General features: G+C 39.7%; 17 protein-coding genes and 1 pseudogene. 6 read left to right on the top strand and 12 right to left on the bottom strand.

Features of this window, described 5'->3' with window-relative positions; genetic code table 11:
- Nucleotides 1-660: 660 nt before the first annotated feature.
- From HWQ43_RS00585 to HWQ43_RS00560, 6 genes and pseudogenes are all read right to left on the bottom strand, one after another.
- Nucleotides 661-1,416 carry an FHA domain-containing protein gene (locus HWQ43_RS00585; protein WP_292728828.1) on the bottom strand — a complete coding sequence of 252 codons (756 nt, stop codon included), beginning with the start codon at nt 1,414-1,416 and terminating at the stop codon, nt 661-663.
- Between the two features lie 696 nt (nt 1,417-2,112).
- On the bottom strand, nt 2,113-3,708 hold the full coding sequence (locus HWQ43_RS00580) for a serine/threonine-protein kinase (protein ID WP_292728825.1): 1,596 nt from the start codon (nt 3,706-3,708) through the stop codon (nt 2,113-2,115).
- A gap of 470 nt (nt 3,709-4,178) precedes the next feature.
- On the bottom strand, nt 4,179-5,009 hold the full coding sequence (locus HWQ43_RS00575; protein ID WP_292728820.1) for a phytoene/squalene synthase family protein: 831 nt from the start codon (nt 5,007-5,009) through the stop codon (nt 4,179-4,181).
- Nucleotides 5,010-5,843: 834 nt separating this feature from the next.
- Nucleotides 5,844-6,287: a thioesterase family protein gene (locus HWQ43_RS00570; protein WP_292728815.1), complete on the bottom strand. Its 444-nt coding sequence runs from the start codon at nt 6,285-6,287 to the stop codon at nt 5,844-5,846.
- A 41-nt stretch (nt 6,288-6,328) separates the two neighbouring features.
- Nucleotides 6,329-6,916 carry a TetR/AcrR family transcriptional regulator gene (locus tag HWQ43_RS00565; protein WP_292728812.1) on the bottom strand — a complete coding sequence of 196 codons (588 nt, stop codon included), beginning with the start codon at nt 6,914-6,916 and terminating at the stop codon, nt 6,329-6,331.
- A gap of 277 nt (nt 6,917-7,193) precedes the next feature.
- Nucleotides 7,194-7,357 (bottom strand): annotated as a pseudogene (locus tag HWQ43_RS00560) (NADH-dependent alcohol dehydrogenase); the annotation flags it as partial.
- A gap of 650 nt (nt 7,358-8,007) precedes the next feature.
- Between HWQ43_RS00560 and HWQ43_RS00555 the strand changes: the two are divergent.
- Entirely contained in the window at nt 8,008-8,805 is a 798-nt protein-coding gene (locus HWQ43_RS00555) for a sulfite exporter TauE/SafE family protein (RefSeq protein WP_292728809.1), read from the top strand.
- A 50-nt stretch (nt 8,806-8,855) separates the two neighbouring features.
- Here HWQ43_RS00555 and HWQ43_RS00550 read toward each other — a convergent pair whose 3' ends face one another.
- The gene (locus HWQ43_RS00550; RefSeq protein ID WP_292728806.1) at nt 8,856-9,518 is read right to left on the bottom strand and encodes a cadmium resistance transporter; all 663 of its coding nucleotides are present in this window, start codon (nt 9,516-9,518) and stop codon (nt 8,856-8,858) included.
- A gap of 129 nt (nt 9,519-9,647) precedes the next feature.
- Between HWQ43_RS00550 and HWQ43_RS00545 the strand changes: the two genes are divergently transcribed.
- Nucleotides 9,648-10,358 carry a cadmium resistance transporter gene (locus tag HWQ43_RS00545; RefSeq protein WP_292728804.1) on the top strand — a complete coding sequence of 237 codons (711 nt, stop codon included), beginning with the start codon at nt 9,648-9,650 and terminating at the stop codon, nt 10,356-10,358.
- On the opposite strand, the gene HWQ43_RS33660 is transcribed toward HWQ43_RS00545, so the two are convergent.
- From HWQ43_RS33660 to HWQ43_RS00535, 3 genes are all read right to left on the bottom strand, one after another.
- A complete protein-coding gene (locus HWQ43_RS33660) occupies nt 10,275-10,595 on the bottom strand; it encodes a DUF3574 domain-containing protein (RefSeq protein WP_366932761.1) in 321 nt (106 codons plus the stop codon). The genes HWQ43_RS00545 and HWQ43_RS33660 overlap by 84 nt on opposite strands.
- Before the next feature lie 140 nt (nt 10,596-10,735).
- A complete protein-coding gene (cysK, locus tag HWQ43_RS00540) occupies nt 10,736-11,698 on the bottom strand; it encodes a cysteine synthase A (RefSeq protein WP_292728801.1) in 963 nt (320 codons plus the stop codon).
- Between the two features lie 18 nt (nt 11,699-11,716).
- Nucleotides 11,717-12,187 carry an Rrf2 family transcriptional regulator gene (locus tag HWQ43_RS00535; protein WP_292728799.1) on the bottom strand — a complete coding sequence of 157 codons (471 nt, stop codon included), beginning with the start codon at nt 12,185-12,187 and terminating at the stop codon, nt 11,717-11,719.
- Between the two features lie 174 nt (nt 12,188-12,361).
- On the opposite strand from HWQ43_RS00535, the gene cysE reads away from it, so the two are divergent.
- Together cysE and HWQ43_RS00525 are read left to right on the top strand one after the other, a co-directional pair.
- Nucleotides 12,362-13,138, top strand: coding sequence for a serine O-acetyltransferase (cysE, locus tag HWQ43_RS00530; protein ID WP_292728855.1), 777 nt, complete (start codon nt 12,362-12,364; stop codon nt 13,136-13,138).
- Between the two features lie 150 nt (nt 13,139-13,288).
- Nucleotides 13,289-13,879, top strand: a complete 591-nt coding sequence (locus HWQ43_RS00525) for a Crp/Fnr family transcriptional regulator (protein ID WP_292728796.1) — start codon at nt 13,289-13,291, stop codon at nt 13,877-13,879.
- Nucleotides 13,880-13,885: 6 nt separating this feature from the next.
- Here HWQ43_RS00525 and HWQ43_RS00520 read toward each other — a convergent pair whose 3' ends face one another.
- Both HWQ43_RS00520 and HWQ43_RS00515 read right to left on the bottom strand, forming a co-directional pair.
- Nucleotides 13,886-14,224, bottom strand: a complete 339-nt coding sequence (locus HWQ43_RS00520; protein WP_292728793.1) for an NIL domain-containing protein — start codon at nt 14,222-14,224, stop codon at nt 13,886-13,888.
- A gap of 116 nt (nt 14,225-14,340) precedes the next feature.
- Complete coding sequence (locus tag HWQ43_RS00515) at nt 14,341-14,985, bottom strand: NIL domain-containing protein (RefSeq protein WP_292728790.1); 645 nt, start codon at nt 14,983-14,985, stop codon at nt 14,341-14,343.
- Between the two features lie 754 nt (nt 14,986-15,739).
- On the opposite strand from HWQ43_RS00515, the gene HWQ43_RS00510 reads away from it, so the two are divergent.
- Together HWQ43_RS00510 and HWQ43_RS00505 are read left to right on the top strand one after the other, a co-directional pair.
- On the top strand, nt 15,740-16,309 hold the full coding sequence (locus HWQ43_RS00510) for a hypothetical protein (protein WP_292728787.1): 570 nt from the start codon (nt 15,740-15,742) through the stop codon (nt 16,307-16,309).
- An 820-nt stretch (nt 16,310-17,129) separates the two neighbouring features.
- Entirely contained in the window at nt 17,130-18,641 is a 1,512-nt protein-coding gene (locus tag HWQ43_RS00505) for a hypothetical protein (RefSeq protein ID WP_292728785.1), read from the top strand.
- Nucleotides 18,642-18,745 lie beyond the last annotated feature (104 nt).

The following is an 18,745-nucleotide window of genomic DNA, read 5'->3' as shown; positions in this document are numbered from 1 at the left end:
GTAGATGCACCCTGATAACTCACTCTCCTAGTAGGTTAACACCCACTGGGGGTTTTTTTATTTAAAAATAACTGACCTTTGTACAAATTTATCCGGAGTATGGTCTTCAAGCTGAGAACACTTAATTGGTAGATGCACCCTGATAACTAACTCCCCTAGTAGGTTAACACCCACTGGGGGTTTTTTTATTTAAAAAATAACTGACCTTTGTACAAATTTATCCGGAGTATGGTCTTCAAACTGAGAACACTTAATTGGTAGATGCACCCTGATAACTAACTCCCCTAGTAGGTTAACACCCACTGGGGGTTTTTTTGCCGTAGACGCATAGCGGTGAGCCACATAACTGGAGTAAATCACTATTACTGCTCTTGTTGCTACTGCTGGTAGACTTTGAGTATCCTCCTGCTGCCAGGATAGAGCATAACTTACTCACTCAATCCCTAAATCGCTTTCTTTTTATTGTGAGCTAGAGATGCCACTCCAAAATGATTGCTATGATATTTAATAACATTCTTAATTTTTTTTATATATTTTGACGAATTCCCTTTTAACTTTCACTATTTGTCTGCCTTAGCAAACTTCCTTCTTACTCAGCACAGACTAACAGACTAAATGTCATGCTACCGCTAACAGCACTCCTGAAGCAATTGAAAACTGCTAGAAGTTCCAATTTTTTAGCTGGCTGGGATTAGAGGGTATTTGTGTGGTAAACAGGCGGTCTAAAATTTCTGATTTCTGTTCTGAACTGAAGTTGTCATAAAAATTTTCAAGGTTCTCAACTATTCCAAAATTTCTGAAAGCCTCTAAATTAGAATCTGGTTTTTCAATTAGAGGTTTTTGTCTATTCTGGGAATAAGTAAGTATGTCTACTGTATGATTATTCTTTCGATACACAAGCTGCATCAATAAATCCATTGCAACAGTTGGCAGAACGCGGCAGGTATAAGTCACGAAAAAATCAAAAGTCATATTTCCTAGACGGATGCGATCGCCATCTTTGAGCTTGATCGGCCTAACAGCGCGATTACCATTCACAAACGAGCCATTGGTACTGTTGAAATCAATTAAGTAAAAGCCTTGCTCGTCAATATGCTGAATAGCAGCGTGGCGACGAGACAGATGATTGTCAGCAATGCAAATACCACTGGTGCGATTACGACCTATCGTCCAGATTTGTTGTGGCTGTCGTAAACTCTGAGTCTGATTGTCGCCCAAGTTAGTCATCAAATAAACAGCAGCATTATCCACTACACCATGTACGTAACCCGCCTTGACTCTCTTCAACGACGGTTGAGATAGGTTTTCTAGCTGAAGAATTTCATCTAGAAGGCTGCTGTGGTGTTCATACAACTTGAGGAATACTTGATATAAAGTTAATCGCCGTTCTATTTCTGTTTGTGCAAAGTCAGTCATTATACGTAAACCTTATACTACCTGATTTCGGTTGTAATATACATCTCCAGCCGACAATCAGGGATAATTGATTTTTTGCTTTTTACTGCCATCTGAAAAATTTAGTGGTTTCGGATCATTTTATTTTACAAATTTTAGATTTGATATTCCCTGTTCTTTATAGACATAAAAAGCATGTAAATACCTTTAGAAAATTATTATGATTCTTTATTGTTTATTGTAAATAATCATTTGTTATTTGTAACAGACAAAAATCATAAAGATTTCATAAAGAATTGACAATCATCTGCGTATTTTTGCTAGATATTTAGATATTTATTAATATTAGTGCGAGTGATGGCTATCGCTCAACCTAAGTATTATACATATTTGGTCAAGTCTGAATAAATGATAAGTTTTTATCGAGAAGAATCAGGGCTAATTTCCCTAGATATAAGAAAGATAAAGTTCAGCCTTGTGATTCTTGTAAAATAAGTGTTTTAAATTTGTTAATAAAACTGGATAACTTAAAAGCAGGGAGGTTGAAGCTATTCTGCTAATCTAAAATAATTGATTTCAATAAAAAGGATTCATCCATCAGGATAATTTAGAATCTAATATAGGAATTCGTATAGAACTACGGCGACAAGAGAGACTATTCCCGATGAATTGGGAAACTCCATCCGTCTATAGGTTAGGGTAGTTCACACTTTAAAATCACAACAAGCCTCGTTTGCCATTGGGGCGCACGGTCATCCAATTTGTTTTTGCTAGTGCTAGCTGCTCATCGGAAACTTTGGCACTGGTGAGATTAGCACCACACAGATTAGCTCCTCGGAGGTTAGCATTGCTGAGATAAGCATTGCTAAGGTCTGCACCTCGTAGGTCTGCTCCTTCTAAATCAGCATGGTTAAAGTATGCTTTGCTCAAATTAGCATCCTTAAGATTTGCTCGAGTAAGACTGGCTCTGCCAAAGTCACTATTGTGAAGATTAGCGCCCTGAAGATTGGTTTTTTGCAACTGAGCAGAATGGAAATTTGTTTGAGATAAATCAGCACCTTGCAGATTTAGCAAATTTAAATTGTGTAAGGCAAAATCTCGTCTTCCCTTCAGATAAGCTGTTAATAAACCTTGGGTATCTAACTTCCGCCCAACTTTAGAATTTTGAGCTTGTGAACCATTGCTGTTGCTACTGAAAGTCGTTGATTTGGCCATCCCAGAACCCTGGTGCGATCCCGCAGCTTCCGCTGCCTTGGCTCGTCTAGCACGAATCGCTGCCGCTACCTGTGCCACTCCAGTGCTGGTAGCAGCAGGGTTGTTACATAAAACAGCAGAATTTTCCAGGTGATTATGTGTTCGCTCTTTAGATCCATTATCAGATTTAATCAGCAAACCCTTTGCTAAACTATCTAAGTATGGTTCTATTTCCAATGCTCTGAGAACTTCTGCCGCTGACTGATAGCGATTACGTACAGACACCTCTAACATTTTTCGCAACACATTTCTTAAGTGATCGCTCACTTGCACAAGCTGCTCCCACATCATCTCGCCAGTGTTGGGATTGTAATCTAAATCTTTAGGAGTTTTGCTAGTCAGTAAATAAATGCATGTTACCCCCAATGCATAAATATCACTGGCATAGACTGGACGCATAGCCATTTGCTCTGGAGGTGCAAAACCAGGAGTACCAATTGCATACGCAGTTAATGCTGTCTGTCCTGATGGACCTGTCGCACCTTGGCTGATTTGGTTTTTGACGGCACCAAAGTCGATAAGTACCATTCTGGCATCTTGAGTGCGGCGGATTAAGTTGGCTGGCTTGATATCACGGTGAATCACCTTTTGATCGTGGATGTATTGCAACAGTGGCAAAGTCTCGCTCAAAAACTGCTTGACTCCGGTTTCGCTCAAGATGCCGTTAAGTTTGACCTCCTCTTGCAAGGTGTCACCACTGATATATTCTTGAACCAAGTAGAATTGCTCATGATCTTCAAAATAGTCTAACAATCTTGGTACTTGGGGATGATTGCCAATCTTACCTAGAGTTTTGGCTTCTCGTTCAAAGAGTTCTCTGGCCATCTGTAAAACGTGTGGGGCGCTTCCTGATGGGCGTAATTGTTTGATTACGCAACTCGGTTCTCCTGGTAAGCCTTGATCGTTGGCTAGGAAGGTCGCCCCAAAGCCACCCTGACCTAATGGTTTGATCACCTGATAGCGATCGCGCAACAGTAGTTGCGAGCCACAAGACTGACACCTTTGGCCATACACCAAATTTTCTGGATTGGAACAGGTAGGATTTAAGCAGTAGCTCATGCACTCTCAACTCGCTGCACGAATAATCACGGGGAGTGTTATACTCCCTTTCAATTATTTAGACATTAATCAACTCTTGCCAGGTAATTTTTGCTGGAAATCCTTTGAAGAGTTCCTAAAGTTTAACTGAGATTACCTAAAGCGATCGCTAAACAAGATTATTTATTATACTTACACTGGCAAATACTGTTTATGCTACTTTCTACCAATTTGTAATTCCTAATGACGCTCTCTCAAGGCTTGTGACGTGTATCGTGCTGTTGCCCCATTGAGAAAATCAGCTTTAATCTGGTTGTTTGTATAGGAGAATTGGTATTTAAAGATATTGGAGGGCAGTGCCCAACGCCAGTTACTATATTTGGGGAAACCCCAAGACGGGACTGGCTACCCTACAGAAAACCGCTGTAGGATTTTGGATGCCCAAATTTGGAGGCAATTTAGAATCATCTCCATTAGTCGTTAAGAGATTATTAGCTAGCTTTCATGTTCACACTAATCAGCTGTTCGATAAGTGCAAAAACATCACTGCGACTGAGTTTCTCTTTACCATTAGCAAGGGCGTCAAGAGTGCCGTTTGCTAAGGTGAAGGGGATTTGACAAAAATCTAAGGCTGGCCCCGTAGGAAGGTCTTTGATATAAGCTTCGGCTAGGCCTAGATTGCGCCGGGCATACTCTTGCATATTTTCTGCGCTCCAACCTTCTGGGAAAAATTCTACCCCACGCCCCAAATCTTCATTGTGGTTACGCAGGATATTAACTGCTTGTAAACCCCGACCAAAACCAATCGCCTGGGTACGGTTCGTTTGTGTTCCATCATACCAAGTCCACAAGTCAGAAAGTAACAGTCCCACTGCACCTGCAACTCCAAAGGTATAACGATCTAAATCAGATTCCGTATAAATTTTCCAGTTTTTTTCTGCCCAATAAGCCATCCGGTCTGCCATTGCAGCAGTGGCATCCCAAATTCGAGGTGCAATGGTGTCTGGTGCTAGCAGTGACCATTCTCTAATCCTCAAAGTGACTTCTTCTAATGAATTCTCATACCCACTAAATCCCGCAAAGAAAGCATCTACCGCAAAGCCATCAACTCCTGCCTGTAATGTCAGGCTAATGGTTCTTAACAGCTTTGCTTTAGTAGCGTTATCTAGTTCGGGATGATCTTCAATTTCATCAATGGCACGCATACACAAATATGCTGATGCTACTGCTTCTTGCAATCCTGGCGGTAAAAGACTAATTGGGATATAAAAAGTTCGGCTAGTTTCTTTGAGGATTTGCAATGCATCTCTACGTAAATTCATGTTTTCACTCCCCACTTGATTTTTGCACCACATGAAGTTTGCAGTTTTTTGATGATACTGGATATAGTTTTGACTAAACCTTAAAAACTATAGACTATAAGATAGGCTAGTATTTCATCTAAAAATTGATAGTTTTTGGTGTTGCAATTAACAAAACTCTCAAATTGATCAAAGTCTAGTCTAGTATAGAGGTTTTTGGGTGCAAAAGTGTTTGAAGTGTCGTTTAATATAGCTTTCATAAACTTTTAGTATAGATATAAATAATTATGGTAATATTTGGTTAGATATGACCAAATATTACCATAAGCAAACATCCATTTTAGGGATTTAAAATTACTTGAAGTCTGCGTTAATCTGACTAACAAAGTGTAATTATTGTATATATAAAGACAAGTCTGGAAAAGCTGACAACGGATAACAGCATTTGTACATACCTTTGGATGGGTACAGTGGTTTACCGAAGAGTTAGGGTCAGTTAAATTGGACGACATAATAATGCTGCAATGCCTGAGTTGGACTATACCTAATGGATTGGAGTCAGAACCACCTTGCTGTTCAAAGTGACATAAAGTGACCAAAATTCAAAACAAGAAGTTCCCGTATATTTACGAGATTGGCAATAAAAGGGAAAATTCCATACCTTTACCCTTTACCCCCTTACCCTTTTCCCCACTTCTGCAAGAAGTGCGAATGAGAGGACACCTCCCCATCTGCTCTTCGCAAGGGGTTTATTTCGCGTATTCATCAAGAATCGGTGTTATAGTCCAAATTATGTTTATAAACAAACCGAACGGTCTGTAAATATTCAAAAAAATATCGAAGTATTCCTAATTATTAAATTTTCTGAATCCCTTGTTGATACTGTAAATATTTTTTCTGTAATTCTTCTGGAATGGGAATAAGACGATTATTTTGCAGACTGACAAAACTACCCTTCTGGCTAGCCACTGCTGCTAACTCATTGTTAGATAAAATTTCAGCTTGCACAGTCCACTTTAAGCGTCCTAAACCACTCAGCCATAAACGTCCAATCACTTGATCAATAATCTTTATTGGACGTTTATACTCAATTTCAGTCCCAGCTATAATCGGTGTATATCCTTGCTCAATTTGTTGATTGAGTTGCCAATGTTCATCTAAAAACTTTAGACGTAAATCCTCTAACCATCTTATATACACGATATTACTCACAATTCCCATAAAATCAATGTCGTATGTTTTTACAGGAATTGCTAATACGACTTCTAATGGTCTGTGTAAGTTTTTATTTACTAGCATTATTTCTTTTGATATTTTTTAATACTGCTCGGTCTATTCAATTAAAGAGAAGTTTTCAAGTATTGATTCAGGTGATTAATTACCCTATGGATATGAATTGAATCTCCATAAAGCTTGCTCATCATTATGCCTCCTTCCAGTGTTGCGATTATGATAGTAGCGATTTCATCAGCACTCACTTCCGCGCGAATTTCACCCTTTTCAATTCCTGTTTCAATAATTCGACAAATTAGATGCAGCCAAGAGTTCATCGCCTGTTGAGCGCGTTCTCGCAACGCCGGATGAGCATCATCACTTTCCACAGCAGTATTCAGCAGTGGACACCCTCCCTTGATCGGTGGATTTTCTGCGAAGCTACTAAATACCCCAATGATTGCTTGCAGACGTTCTACTGCGTGGCGTTTGTTTCGTAATACAAATCTAGTATGCTGCTTAATGCGAGCGATCGCAAAATCAAAAGCCTGTAGCGCGAGATCATCTTTGCTTTGGAAGTGATTGTAAATTCCTCCTTTCTGCAATCCAGTTACACGCATAATGTCTGACATTGATGAACCTGCATACCCCTGTTGATTAAACAGTTCGGCTGCTTGCTCAAGAATTCTGGTTTTTGTTTCTTCGCCTTTGGACATTACAGCGATTTTGATAGTAGGGAGTAGGGAGTTTATTAAATTGAAAATTGCTGTAAATAGCTGTAAATAAAATATTACCGACCGAATGGTTTGATTTAATTTATCATGATAGTTGCTTGTAAGTCAAGCTTTTTTCAGCACTGGGTACAGAACTAGTACAGTACGGCGTAAATAAACCACCCATTCAAAACCAATGAAATGCTTACGCTGTATTAATTTTTAATTTTTAATTTTTAATTCCGCCTTGCGGTACTAGGCATTGGCTATAGCCAAAGTTTGCCAATGCAGATTTCACCTGGTTATAGACGCCGTTAGTTTTGATGCTACCTCACCATAATTAATCAGAATTTTGGCATTATCAGGAATTTCAGCAGCAATGTTGGCGATTTGACCTTTGCCAAACAGGATTTTGACTGGATTGCAAAAAACAAAGTTTTCCATGAGTCATTAAACTAGGGAATCGGAATTGACTTTGAGTATTGTAATCACTTTCAGGATGTTGCCTAATTGCAGCATCAATGCGATATATCGCGTCTCTACAAAGTTTGGAATTATCCTTATGGTGATTAACTTGTAGGTAAATTTTTGAGCAACCAGTCCGTAGTGAGTTTGACTGACTGCGGTGTATTATCCAGATAATTGAACAATATACAACGCGAATACGCTGGACGTTTAATCATACTTACGAGTAAAATACGGTAAGTGCATCGCCTTACGTGGTTTTATATGTAAAACTGTAGAAAAACCTAGTTAGAAGTTGAGTTTAGCAGAGCGACTGACCAATAAGCAGTTATCAAAGTCTATTTGAGCTAAATGCCAGTTGTCATGCTTACAAAAACTTCCAGACAGGTTTTAAGTTGTCCAGGAATCCTTGAGAAACACGATACTTGTCATAACTAGCCCTGTCTACCACTGGGCTATAGTTTGGCTGAGTTGCTGCTCTCTAACTGCTCGTAGTTAAGTCAGTGAACAGTTATCAAGGCTTCGTTTGGGGAATTAATCAACCCTTACCGACGCTGCTCACTTATAGAAGTGGGAGACTCAACAGGACTTTGATAACTGATAACTAATTGTTGAAACCCCCGAAGAGTATGCACTATCTATTACTACCGTTCTTAAGCTTTTTTGTTGGTATCATCGTTGGTTTGACGGGAATTGGTGGAGCGTCTCTCATCACCCCAATGTTGATTTTTATTTTTCAGGTTCCGCCTTCTATCGCTGTGAGTTCTGATGTTGTGGCCGCCACCTTGATGAAAATTGTTGGTAGCATCAAGCATTGGGAACAGAAAACCCTCGACACAGAAGTTGTCAAATGGCTGGCATTTGGGAGTGTTCCAGGCTCATTGTTCGGAGTGGGGATTTTGCACTTCATTAAACGTACAGGTGAATATAACCTGGATAATATCTTGCTCCGTTTGCTGGGCGGGATGATTTTGCTAGTGACAGTGTTAGCACTAGTGCAATTGTTGTTATTGACTTTTTTCCCCAAATTTAATTTACCCGAACTGCCAAAGTTAGACTTAGAAACTAACTTTGGTCGATTTATAACAATTAGTTTGGGAGCAATTTTAGGCTGTTTTGTCGGTCTAACTAGCGTCTCATCAGGTTCAATGTTTGCCCTAGTGCTGATTGGGTTTTTCCGCCTTGATGCACGGAAGTTAGTGGGTACAGATATTTCACACGCAGCAATTTTACTGCTGTTTACAGCCCTTGGTCATCTGAGCCTGGGAACAGTTGATTGGAGTTTGGTACTGCCTATATGGTTAGGCTCTGTGCCTGGGGTGTTATTAGGTGCTAAAATCTGCCAAGTAGCTCCGCAACGCCCACTACGGTTTATTATTTACGCCATTTTGATGATGGTAAGTTGGAAATTAGTTCATCAGGTGTAACCAATTTGAGATTTTCAATTCCAAATCCAGCATTCAACATCCAATATTGATTAACTTCTGATCCAAGATAGTAGAGTAAATGTACCTCGCTCGTACATAATGAATAGACCCAAACCAATTAAGACAAAAGGTACAACAGCCTTACCGTAGCGACTTAAAATATCAGCAATGGTAGGTTGACGGCTTAAAAAATAAGCGATCGCACACCAAACCCCTACCATGATAAAAAATATACTTAGAATTACTCCCAAGCTGGCAAGATCCTGACCAGCGAATAAAGGGATATATATACTAATATTGTCACCACCATTAGCGATCGTTACTGCCGCTACTTTATAGGTTTGGGAGTGCAAAATACTCAAAATAAAAGATAATACTGGGTTAGTAGGTGTAGGTTCTCTAAAATCACTACTGACTGTCTGAACTGTTATAGTTTCTTCTTTTCTAGATATTAATTGCTGAATACCAATTGCTATTGGTAGTAATCCTAGCAATCCTATCCATTCTCGCTGTACAACCAATCCACCAAAAAATCCTGGTAAGCTGGCGATGATAATGGCTGTAAAACCCAGATATTGACCGAGTAAGATATGCCGCCGCCGAAAATTACCGTCTATTTGTGAAAAAAATATTAACAAAATAATGATGTCATCTATGTTAGTAGCGATAAAGGCAATTATTCCTTCACTGAAGGCTGTCCCTAGCTGACTCATGCTGGATTTTTAGAATCTACGATTTACCACCATACCAAATTAACCTTTCAAGTAATTGAACTACACCACTCCCCACTACCCATTCCCCATCTCAGTCGTAGTCTAAATACCTGAAAACTACTGTCAAATATGAGCGAGCTAGTTACTGAAATTACTACAGGGGCAATTGCGTTCATTGCCACTAACATTGATGATATTGTCATTCTATTGTTGTTTTTTTCTCAAATAAATGCTAACTTTCGTCCCCGGCATATAGTTGCTGGCCAGTTTCTCGGTTTTACAGTTCTGTTAATGCTTAGTCTTCCGGGTTTGTTTGGTGGATTAGTTTTATCAAAAAACTGGATTGGATTACTTGGTTTACTACCAATCTCCATAGGTATCAGTAGCTTAGTGAATCGGGAAGAAGATTCATCAAAAGAAGTTTTAGCTGCCACAGAACAAGCTCAAACATCAACAATTACTAGCTTTTTTTCCCCCCAAGCCTATAGTGTTGCAGCTGTTACAATTGCCAATGGTAGCGATAATATTAGTGTCTACGTGCCTTTATTTGCTAGCTGCAACTTAGAGAGTTTTTTGGTAATTATCGGATTATTTTTTCTCTTGTTAGGAGTTTGGTGCTACGTTGCATACAAATTAATTAACAATAGAGTCATAGCTGATGTATTGACTCACTACGTTAATTATCTTGTGCCTTTTGTTCTGATCGGATTAGGCGTTTTTATTGTATTAAAAAGCGAAGCTTTAAGTCCAATAAAGCTAGCTGCTAGTGGTATCTGTTTGATGATTTTGGTGAAAAACAACGAAAGTGCCGATGAAATTGGCGAAAATTCTAGTCGATAAACGAGCCAATTTTAGATTTTTATCGAGGAAGGCAGGAGGAAAACGTTTTTTGTTTTGCTGAGTATCGTTAAAAAACAAGAAAATACTCTTAGACTTTTCTTCGATAATAGTGCCTGTGCTGTCTAAATACTGTCCATTGGTATCGAAAACAGTTAATCCATCTGGAAAAAGAGGGGCAACGACATTATTTAAAAAGCTTTGAAAATCATTATTAGAAACCTGATATAACTTGCTCAATCAGGCTGACGCGAGACTGAGTAGAAGTTAGACCTGTAGAGACGCGAAATTGGATTGGGTTACGCTAACTTCCTACTGTACTAATGCGTCTCTAACAAGGATTTTGGGCTTAATTGATGGGGATTCAGACCCCACCTGAATCAAACTTTACTCAACCACTCATTCTCCTCTGGGTCTTTAAATAGTGAGGTGCTGAGGTAGCGTTCACCGAAGCTAGGCTGGATCATGACGATTAGGCGACCTGCATTTTCTGGTCGTTGTGCCACTTGAATAGCCGCATATAAAGCAGCGCCAGTCGAAATCCCCGATAGTAATCCTTCTTCTTTTGCGAGGCGACGGCTGTAAGCGATCGCTTGCTCATCCGCTACCTGAATCACTTCATCCACCAGTTCTGAACGGTAAATCGCTGGGATAAATCCCGCGCCAATACCCTGAATTTTGTGAGGCCCTGATTTGCCGCCTGCCAATACCGGACTGTTGCTTGGTTCAACTGCGATCGCTTGAAAACTCGGCTTCCGTTTTTTAATAACTTCTGCAACTCCCGTAATCGTCCCACCGGTACCGACTCCCGCCACGAGAATATCTACCTCTCCATCGGTATCATTCCAAATTTCTTCGGCTGTGGTTTCGGCGTGAACTTTCGGGTTAGCAGGGTTGCGGAACTGCTGCAACATATAAGCATTGGGCGTTTTAGCTACAAGCTGCTCTGCATGAGCGATCGCTCCTCGCATCCCTTCTACCCCTGGCGTTAACTCTAGTTGAGCGCCATAAGCTTTGAGCATGGATCGTCTTTCGTGGCTCATTGTGTCAGGCATCGTTAGAATGAGATGGTAGCCCTTGGCAGCTGCCACCATCGCTAGCGCAATTCCTGTATTTCCAGAAGTCGGCTCTACTAAAACAGTTTTTCCAGGGTGAATCAAGCCTGCTTCTTCCGCCGCTTCCACCATACTCGCGCCAATCCTGTCTTTCACAGAAGATGCTGGATTCATGCTTTCTAGCTTCACCACAATCCGAGCAACCGCTCCTGAAGCTTGGGGAATCTTGTTTAATTGAACTAAAGGAGTTCGGCCGATTAACTCTGTGATATCTTTCGCTATCCGCATGGGGGTACTCCGTCGTGTCTAAATATAATACATTGGACTCTGCTGGGCACGAGTTTCTCTTTCGTCGCACAAGTTTTGGAGTGTATAACGACCCAAAACTTCTATTGAGGCAGCGTTAGCTTGCTCCCAAACTTCATAAACCAGAGTCTTTTCTAGAGTCGGAGAGTTAGAGGTATCTTTCTCTTTCCGCTCGCCTTCAACCAAAGTGACAATTTCAAGTATTGTAATCTGCCAAGGTTCCCGAACTAAAACGAAACCTCCTTTAGAGCCGCGTTGACTCTGCACCACACCAGCACGCCGGAGGTTGGTCAAAATTTGTTCCAGATAGCGCTCAGGTATGGGTTGCTTGGCAGTAATCTCGCTCATGGTTAAAGGAAGTTTTTTTCCGTGGTGGCTTGCCAGCTCTAAGAGTGCCAGCAGCGCGTATTCCACTTTGGAAGATAGATCCAAGAGAGCGTAGTTTTGGCTATTCAACACTGTACTCAACATACTACGGTGAATTGAGGGACATATCGCAGTTTATGCGAAATTAATTTTTTTCAACTGTGGAATGTGATAGCATCCCACTTATTACCCACAAAAACACTATACTCTATCGACTTACCGTAGATTGTACTTTTACACAATTCTCATAAAGGACTTGATCTTTTTCTGGGAATTATCCTGAGTTTCTGTTTTCAGAGCCTCACCTACCAACAAAAATCTCAACAGAGTATGCTACTAACTGATTTGCGAACCATTTTTGAGCGTGACCCAGCAGCCCGTAACTGGCTAGAAGTATTGTTTTGTTACCCTGGACTGCAAGCTCTAGTGTTTCATCGATTGGCACACTGGCTGTATAAAATTGGAATTCCGTTTATACCAAGATTCATCTCTCATCTTAGTAGGTTTTTAACCGGAATTGAAATTCATCCTGGGGCATTAATTGGCCAGGGAGTGTTTATTGACCACGGTATGGGAGTAGTGATTGGCGAGACTGCGATCGTGGGCGACTATGCTCTGATTTATCAAGGTGTCACCCTTGGCGGGACTGGCAAAGAAAGCGGCAAACGCCATCCAACTTTAGGCTCTCATGTGGTTGTGGGAGCAGGTGCGAAAGTATTGGGAAATATTCAAATTGGCGATCGCGTCCGTATCGGAGCCGGTTCTGTGGTGCTACGAGATGTCCCTAGTAACACTACTGTAGTTGGGATTCCAGGGCGCGTAACTCGTCAGAACAACTTAAATAGCAATGTTCTGGATCATGATAAAGTACGCGACGTTGAAGCTGAAGTAATCCGCGCTTTATTTGAACGTGTCAAGTCTCTAGAGAAACAGTTTGAGCAGTTGGAACAATCAAGTTCGTCTCCTACTGAACTTGGCGACGAACAAACCAACAACCCTAAGACTAATAATTCTGATGGGATGATTGAAGATTTTCTTGATGGTGCGGGAATTTAGGGAATGGAGGGGAGAGGTGACAGGTGATAGGGAATTATCTGTACCCTGTAACCTGTACCCTATTCCCTTTTTTAAAATACCCATAGGTTCTTATAACCTGATATAAATGTAATACTACGGTTAATTTATCGGAGAATAGTTTTATATAATATGGTGTCTTTGTACACAAGCTTATCTAGTCCAAGCAGTAACAATACTAAGCAAGTTTTTGCCCGTAGGTCATTTCTGCCAGAGCATCATAACGATCTTTGGAAGATTGAAACGGGTTTCGTCAGGACTTTTACCTATCTGGAAGATGGTACAACTGTTGCTCTAGGATTGTGGGGCCCTGGAGATGTTGTTGGTAAGAGTTTGTCAAAATTAGAACCTTATCAGATGGAATGCCTAACTAAAGTGGAGGCAACAGTTTTACCTCTAGAGCAGTGGACTGAACTAACAGAAACTCTACTTGCCCATATCCAACAGGCTCAAGAATTGATGATCATTCGTAGCCATAAAAAAGTGGATACTATGCTCATCAAGCTATTGGCATGGTTATCCAAAAAGTTTGGTTCGGAAGTTGAGAAGGGACGTTTAATAGATATGCGTCTGACTCATGAAGACCTGGCGGAAATGATTGGTTCGACTCGTGTTACCATTACTCGTGTTCTTGGACAGTTTGAGCAAGAGGGCTTGATCGATCGCCTCTCCCTACATCGAATTGTCCTAAAAGAAGAAGAAATTTGGTACTATGAAATTTAAATTATTTCAGTAAAACCAGCTATCGCCGTCAGCATTCGGCTTGCCAACAATTCTAAGATTCAAGGATTCCAGGTAAGCTAAACCGCGAGAAATTTGTGGCACTGTTCCCCGCAGTTCAATGTCAAAGCATCCATCTGCATCTGCACTTGGTAGTAGCATAGCCTTGGTAATATTAACTACCAAGCCGTAAGTAGAAATTAACTGCGAAATCACGGGCGCTTGCAGATAGCATTTGGGAATATGTATCCGCAGACGAATCTGAGTGACTTGGCTTTTTTCAGAAACTGAAGAAACCAGTGATAATCTGTTTTGGAAATTGGTTTTTTGGTTATTTAGTGCTGCCATTGGATAGTGATGATTTTATTAATTAGCGTAGGCGTAGCCCGTCGTAGACATCGCTACCGAGACAAATCCAGCCAAATTGTCCTTGAATTACGAATTACGAATTACGAATTATTAACTTAGCGATCGCTATAAACGCTAGACAAATCCAGCCAAATCGGTAGTCCCAGTTTTTCTAAATAACTCAGGCTAGAGTAGAGTTGCTTTGTTCTCCCCCACAAATCTAAATCAAACCAGCCGTCATCTTGCGTATCGGGTTGAAGTATAGCACTGGTAATATTGACCGTTAGTCCATAACGAGAAACTAATTCGGAAATCACTGGTTCTTCGTAATAAGATTTTAAGACGCACAGTTGTAAGCGCAATCGATTGGTTTGACCCAGAGAAATCCATTGCTGGAATTGTTCTTGCCATTTATTTGTCAGCCATGCAGAGTCTTTGGGACTCAGTTTGGTAGCTGGATTTGGGAAAGTTAGAGTGTGCTGGTTGGGTTGAATTTGGTTAGCGATCGCTAGTTGCAGCAAATTCACTCCCAATCCTTGCAAGTAAGATAAACTATTTGTCAGTTTTTGGGGATTTCCTGAAAGTTCCAAATCAAACCAGCCATCGCTGTCATTGTCGGATGTCAGGGATGCAGCTTTGATATTGACGGTTAAACCATAACGAGAAACGAGCCGAGAAATTACAGGTTGCCTGTTATACCGTTGAGGCACAAGAATTCGACTGTGGACTGAAGCAGGTTCTACAGATTTACTCTCAGACATCAGATTAATTCCCAATAGCGATGCTTAGGTTGGGCTGCACCTACGCAATTTTTGGGTTCGGCAGGGAATCTTGCTAATGCCGTGCCCCTAAAATTCAACTGTGTGTGGTCGAATATCAGCCTCATAGAAATTTTCATATTTCTGACTTTTTATTAAACTACGGTAACTCTACGAATTTAATGGATTTAATTGTTATGTACAGGAAATTATCACAAAGTCCGCAAAAAAGCAATCAGCAAATTAACGTAAGTTAGGAGCAATGTATGTAGAGTACTTGACGATAAAGGAATTGGGAATTTATTTCATCTGTCTCTTCGCTGATAAGCTGTTCCACATTTAAATTGCATAACTACGGCGGACAAGATGCCCACCCCACAAGAGTTATATAAATTTTAGATATGCAAACTAGATGTGGTTTACCTTATCGTCATTATCTTGGAATCAAAACTGAACGCATCCTTTTTACCCGACCTCACCAAATCGCGTTGCTCCCGTTCGATGTTCTTGTGAGAGAATAAGTTACACATAGCTTTTAGGGACTTACATGAATAAACCCTAAAATATCATCACCTGACCCTGCAACTGGGGAATGTCGTTTACAAGATTTAAGTTTTAATAAGCACCGTATTTATTCACGAGTTCCTCACATTCTTTTTCTAATATCAAGCATCAAGATTGAGGCGCTCAAGTATTGCATTAATTATCTTGAGAATTCACCGTCTTAAACAACTTTAATAACGTGAGTATAATCTATATGAACTTTAAACAGTTTGGTGTATTACTGTCTATATCTACAATTTTTGGAATGAACGTTATTGCGACCAAGACATTGGCTCAAGATTTACCTAGTATTACTTTTGGAGCAATAACAACGGTTGGATGTAGTGTTACAAATACGCTTCCTGGATCTGCCCTTATAACCTTACCGATCGCCTTGGATCAAATCAGTGCAAGCGAGGGTCAGCGTCAAAGTTGTATTTTACGTGCTCAGATTTTTATTCCTAGTGGTTTCTTCGTCAAAGATATACAGATACTGTACCAAGGAAGTGCTACAGTTAGTTCAATGAGTAAAGGTGCTAGCTTAAACAGAACCTATAGCTTTAGTGGTGGTGCTCTTGGTCAAGACATATCTCCCATTAAAACTACCAACTTTACATCTAACGGTTCTAATGGATTTGCGGAGCAAGATGGTATTACTGTTCTATCTACTTCATGTGGTGGACAAGGACTATTAGGTATTAATATAATCGCACAATCATCACTAGAAAGTTCTATAGACATCTCCAAAATAGTAATATCTTCTGGTGAACTGTCACCTTGCTAAATTTAATAAACTGCATTACTTTCATTTTTAATTTTTAGCTCCCATTTAATCAGAGCACCTTCGTTAAGCAATTTACTCGACTTATTTGCCAGATATTTACCCATTGATGTTGGCGAATCGCCCCAGAGGTTGTTTTAAAAGTATTTCGCTGTGACTTTAAGCATTTTTAGATCCCCCCTAACCCCCCTTAAAAAGGGGGGAACCGGAATCAAAGTCTCCCTTTTTAAGGGAGATTTAGAGGGATCTAAAACTTTTGATACCGACAAGAAGACTTTTAAAACATCCTCTCATATAATACTGCCCCCTTGTTATCAACCGAAGGTCTTCAAATGCCTTTTCTGGTATCGTCTTAGCGTCAATTAAGATGGGATTATCCAAAGTTTTTGCCTCTTGGAAATCCTATGCACCTACTTTACATCCGACTTGTGTATAGACGGTAGCAAAGAGCGGGAGGAACAAAAGAAATGCATATTGCGTTACAAAGGGGCAAGGAGAGAAATAGCTTTTCATTGCCAATTACCGCAGCTTCACGGACGGATACCACTACCGCCATAAAGATTAAAACCTCTTAATACTTAGTTAAATTAAATACATCGACAAGGACGAGAGCAAACCTCTCGAACGATATGAGCGATCCACGCACAACTACGTGGGACTTAGTTGCTACTTGAGCTAATTATTAATAAACTAACAGGTCAGTGCTGGCGCGATCGCAGAAACTTTAAACTTTAAATTCATATCCTAAAATTACCTTGTTATTTACCCTGTTAGGATATTAATCAGCATAAGATAGTTGGTTAACTTTTGATTATAAAGTTTGATGATTAATATTACTAAATTCAATAAAATTGATCTTCTCGTTTTGATTGGAATTGTGATTATTGGTCTTATACATTTACCTTTTCCATTTGACGGAGATCAAGCATTTTTTAGACTTGGTGCTTTGGAGATGCAACAAGGAAAGTTACTTTATCGTGATTTCTGGGATGTGAAGCAACCGGGGATTTTTTGCTTTTACTTTTTGGCAGGAACTTTATTTGGTTTTGATGAGATTGGCATCCATCTCTTTGAACTTATTTACATGGTGTTTCTGTCTATAATATTGTTGCTGAGTCTAAAAAGCTATTTTCAGCATCCGATAATCGCAAGTCTAGTACCTTTGTTAACGGTTGGCGTTTACTATACTGTTTCACAGCCTTGGCATCTTACTCAAGTAGAGGCACTGGTTAGTTTGCCTTTATTTACTTGTGTTTGGTTGACTTCTGAATCTTTTAAATGTGAAGGAAGACAAAGATTTTTTCTACTTTTAATGTCAGGTTTTATTGGTGGAATTGTCCTCATATTTAAATTAATACTTCTGCTAATATTACTTTCATTTTGGCTAACTCTTTTGATATATGCTGTGCTAATCAAACGCGAGCAAATTCAAAAAGTTTTTGTAGAAATATTTATTCCAATTTTTATGGGGATTATATTTCCTATTTTATTTATTGTTAGCTATTTTGCCTGGTTTGATAGTTTACCAATTTTGTATCAAACATTCTTTTTATATCCACCTCGGATTGTTGCTAATTCACAATTTGACCCAAATGGGCTTTTTGCAGGAATAAAATGGTTTTTAAATAATTTTTACCCTCTACTTTTAGCCGCTACTGTTGCAGTAGATGTATCATTGCGTAAGTCTAAGAATATATTGACTTTGCTACTTGTTGTTTGGTGTATTTTTGCTTGGGGTGTGATTGTTGTACAACGTGGGGCATTTTGGGAATACCATTATTTACTATTGTTTGTACCTTTAGGGATTTTAGCAACTAAAGGATTAGATGTTTTATGGGAGTCTTTAAAAAAATTGAGTTCCCCATTTACTACAATACTGCTGATATTTTTGTTTTTCTTCCCTTTATCGCACACTCTTCTAAAAAAGAGTGTTGTTCTGGTTAATAACAATTTTGCTTTAGCTGAAGATACACGATTTAAATATCAGACTGTTTTTAGAGAAAAATATCCATCTCTTCGTTCAGAGGCTGAATTTATCTCCCAACCAGAAAGTTTTCCTGGTAAGATTTATGTAGCTGGCGATCCATCTATTTATTACTTCTCCAATCGGACTCAGGCAACATCACTACGTGGTTGGGCACTTGAATATTTTCTGCCTGAGCAATGGACAAAACTTCTAGAAGAGTTAGATTCATCTAAGCCTCCTTATATCTTTATTGATTATATTCAGCAGCCTACTATCAACAAAAATTTTCCAAGAATGCTAGAATTTCTTGAGGGAAGATACCGTATTTTACGTCAAAATGATAACGGTATTTGGTATACCCTTTTGTAGAAAAACCACTACAGCAATTCTAACTCTTGTGAACCTATCCCACTAATACCGAAATATGGTAATCTACTTCTCGTATGAGAGGGGTGTATCTGTGTATGGCTGGG

This window comes from Nostoc sp. JL31 (assembly GCF_017114965.1).
Classification (GTDB): domain Bacteria; phylum Cyanobacteriota; class Cyanobacteriia; order Cyanobacteriales; family Nostocaceae; genus Nostoc; species Nostoc punctiforme_A.
The sequence above is the reverse complement of the archived record's forward strand: the minus strand, read 5'-3'. Positions and strand labels throughout refer to the sequence as shown.